Genomic DNA, 2,500 nt, shown 5'->3' on the forward strand with positions numbered 1-2,500 from the left:
CGCTTATATGGGACGCTATATCGCAAAGAACGTAGTAGCATCTGGTCTTGCAGACAAATGCGAAGTGCAACTTGCGTATGCGATCGGGGTTGCGGAGCCCGTTTCCGTTCACGTGGACACGTTCGGAACCGGAAAAATTTCCGAAGGAGAATTGGTAAAAAGAATTCGTGCAAATTTCAAACTGACTCCGAGAGGAATCATCGAATCTCTAAAGCTTCTCGAAAAAGGAAGAAAGTATAGAGAGACCGCATCTTACGGACATTTTGGAAGAAAAGGTTCCACATTCACTTGGGAAGAAACCGATAAAGCGGCGGCTTTAAAAGGATAAGAAAAAATGGGAGCTCCAAGCACATCGACTGCGATAGAAAAAGCGACTCGTGACGGTTATGGAGATGCGCTGCATGAACTGGGAGTTTTCCGCCAGGATGTAGTTGTCTTGGACGCGGATCTTTCCGGTTCCACAAAAACCAATAAGTTTGCAAAAAGCTATCCGGATCGTTTTTTCAATGTGGGTGTCGCCGAACAGAATTTAGTCGGTCATGCCGCGGGACTTGCACTTTCCGGACTCGTTCCGTTTGCTTCTTCCTTTGCGATGTTTCTTTCCGGAAGAGCCTGGGAAATTGTTCGTAATAGCGTGGTTTATCCGTTTTTGAACGTGAAGCTCGTGGCTTCTCATGGTGGAGTGACTGTCGGAGAAGATGGGGCCTCCCATCAATGTATCGAAGACTTTGCGATCATGAGAGCCATTCCGGAAATGACGGTGATTTGTCCTTCCGATTACAACGAATGTAAGCAGGTTATTCACGCGATTGCGGATTATAAGGGCCCGGTTTATGTTCGAGTGGGTCGTCCCAATATCCCTGTGATCGAAAGAGAGAATTACAAGTTTCAGATCGGTAAAGCCGAAGTGATGAGAGAAGGCGAAGACATTCTCATCATTGCGAACGGGGTTCTTGTTAGTGAAGCTATGAAAGCTGTGGAGGAACTTTCCAAAGAAGGGATTAACGCGACACTTTTGAACATGGCAACGATCAAACCGATTGATAAAGAAACAATTTTAAAATATGCGAAGAAATGCGGTGCTGTAGTGACTTGTGAAGAGCACAATGTAATCGGCGGACTCGGTTCTGCGGTCAGCGAGTTTCTATCCGAAGAGTATCCGATTCGCGTTTTGAAAGTAGGAATGAAAGACCAGTTTGGAAAATCGGGAACTTGGAAAGAACTTTTGGATTATTTTGGGCTTCGTTCCAAAACTATCATAGAAACTGCAAAAAAAGCGATTGTTCTCAAAAAATAAAATTATTGATAATTTAAAAAAATTCCACATATTCTTTTCTCTTTTTGAAAGAGGGAAGAATTTCGTGAAGGTTCTTTTAGAGAGAAATTCTTTTACTTTTATTTTCTTGGTAAAATTGACGAGATGGCGAGCACACAAACTCCTGACTTAGATGAGTTTACCTCCACAAAGTCTACGGGAGGCCCCTGGAGAGTGGTTCTTTGGGACGATAACGAGCATACCTACGAATATGTTATCGAAATGCTCGTGGAAATTTGTATGATGACCGTCGAAAAGGCGTTCTTACACGCAGTTCAAGTTGATCAAGAAAAACGTACGGTCGTTTTTTCCGGAGAATTCGAACACGCGGAACATGTTCAAGAGAGAATTCTCACCTATGGGGCCGATCCGAGGATGTCCAACTCTAAAGGTTCCATGAGCGCTACTCTAGAAAAATAAGATCAGAGAAAGACACAATTTATTATCTTCCATTTTCTTCTGAATACGATTTGGAAATCTTTGGTTTTTGATTAGGTTATGAATTCCAAGAGTTCTTAGTAGGTTTTTGAACTCGTATGTTCTGAGGATGTCGTCTAATGTGTGTGAGGCGATTTTTTAGAGATCTGGCTTTGGTAAGGAGAACGAATGTTTGCTGGTGATTGGGTTTGGTTTGAAGAATAATGCCCTAGAAATTTGGTTTTTCTGTAGATTTAAGGTCCAGCTCATTTTGTAAGTGCCATGAAACTGAGGAACTCCTCGGTTCATTGTATCCACAATAGAATCCCCAATTCCAGAATCTTCCAGCCAAAGCAGGTAGTTAAAAAGAAAACACCTGGAAACCCCGTGCGCGGCCGCCAAAGCACCCAAAATCGCCCAAACTCCCGTATTGACATGGATCGTCATCTTTTTCAGATCTCCGACCCCCCGGTTGTATTTGATCTTCCCAGCTTTCCAGTGAAGTCTATCGGAGGAAGCGATGTATTTAGCGTATCTCTTGAGCAAGAAGGGAAGTTTTTTGGAGAGAGCCTTTTTTTGTAACTCGTTCAATTGGTTCCAATAACACATCGGAATCAAAAGGGAATCCGAGCCGATCTCGCCTTCGTTCAAAGCGGATAGAATCTTTTTTTGGGAAGAAAGCAAAAGAATGTCCATATCCAAAGCGGTTCTTCTCTTTTGCACGAAAGGAGCCGGTTTGTAAAAAAAGGAAAATTTCTACTTTATTTT

At 42.8% G+C, this 2,500-nt stretch carries 4 protein-coding genes (1 of these 4 cut by a window edge); 3 read left to right on the forward strand and 1 reads right to left on the reverse strand.

Annotated elements, in window-relative coordinates; translation table 11 throughout:
* The 3 genes from metK to LEP1GSC062_RS10735 form a co-directional block, all read left to right on the forward strand.
* Nucleotides 1-328 carry the final stretch of a methionine adenosyltransferase gene (metK, locus tag LEP1GSC062_RS10725; protein ID WP_020984209.1) on the forward strand. The gene continues 833 nt to the left of window position 1, outside the view, so the window shows 328 of its 1,161 coding nt (coding positions 834-1,161); the start codon falls outside the window, past its left edge; the stop codon is at nucleotides 326-328.
* Nucleotides 329-334: 6 nt separating this feature from the next.
* Nucleotides 335-1,297, forward strand: coding sequence for a transketolase family protein (locus LEP1GSC062_RS10730; RefSeq protein WP_020984256.1), 963 nt, complete (start codon nucleotides 335-337; stop codon nucleotides 1,295-1,297).
* Nucleotides 1,298-1,420: 123 nt separating this feature from the next.
* Nucleotides 1,421-1,735 carry an ATP-dependent Clp protease adaptor ClpS gene (locus LEP1GSC062_RS10735; RefSeq protein WP_020984203.1) on the forward strand — a complete coding sequence of 105 codons (315 nt, stop codon included), beginning with the start codon at nucleotides 1,421-1,423 and terminating at the stop codon, nucleotides 1,733-1,735.
* A 156-nt stretch (nucleotides 1,736-1,891) separates the two neighbouring features.
* Here the strand turns inward: LEP1GSC062_RS10735 and LEP1GSC062_RS10740 are convergent, their stop codons facing one another.
* A complete protein-coding gene (locus LEP1GSC062_RS10740; protein WP_010577814.1) occupies nucleotides 1,892-2,428 on the reverse strand; it encodes a DUF1564 domain-containing protein in 537 nt (178 codons plus the stop codon).
* Nucleotides 2,429-2,500: the final 72 nt, after the last annotated feature.

The organism is Leptospira alexanderi serovar Manhao 3 str. L 60, from assembly GCF_000243815.2.
GTDB lineage: Bacteria > Spirochaetota > Leptospiria > Leptospirales > Leptospiraceae > Leptospira > Leptospira alexanderi.

What these genes read in the sequence shown, in the direction of transcription:
- LEP1GSC062_RS10730 (WP_020984256.1), top strand. Translation starts at nt 335, where the DNA reads ATGGGAGCTCCAAGCACATCGACTGCGATAGAAAAAGCGACTCGTGAC.
- LEP1GSC062_RS10735 (WP_020984203.1), top strand. Translation starts at nt 1,421, where the DNA reads ATGGCGAGCACACAAACTCCTGACTTAGATGAGTTTACCTCCACAAAG.
- LEP1GSC062_RS10740 (WP_010577814.1), bottom strand. Translation starts at nt 2,428, where the DNA reads ATGGACATTCTTTTGCTTTCTTCCCAAAAAAAGATTCTATCCGCTTTG.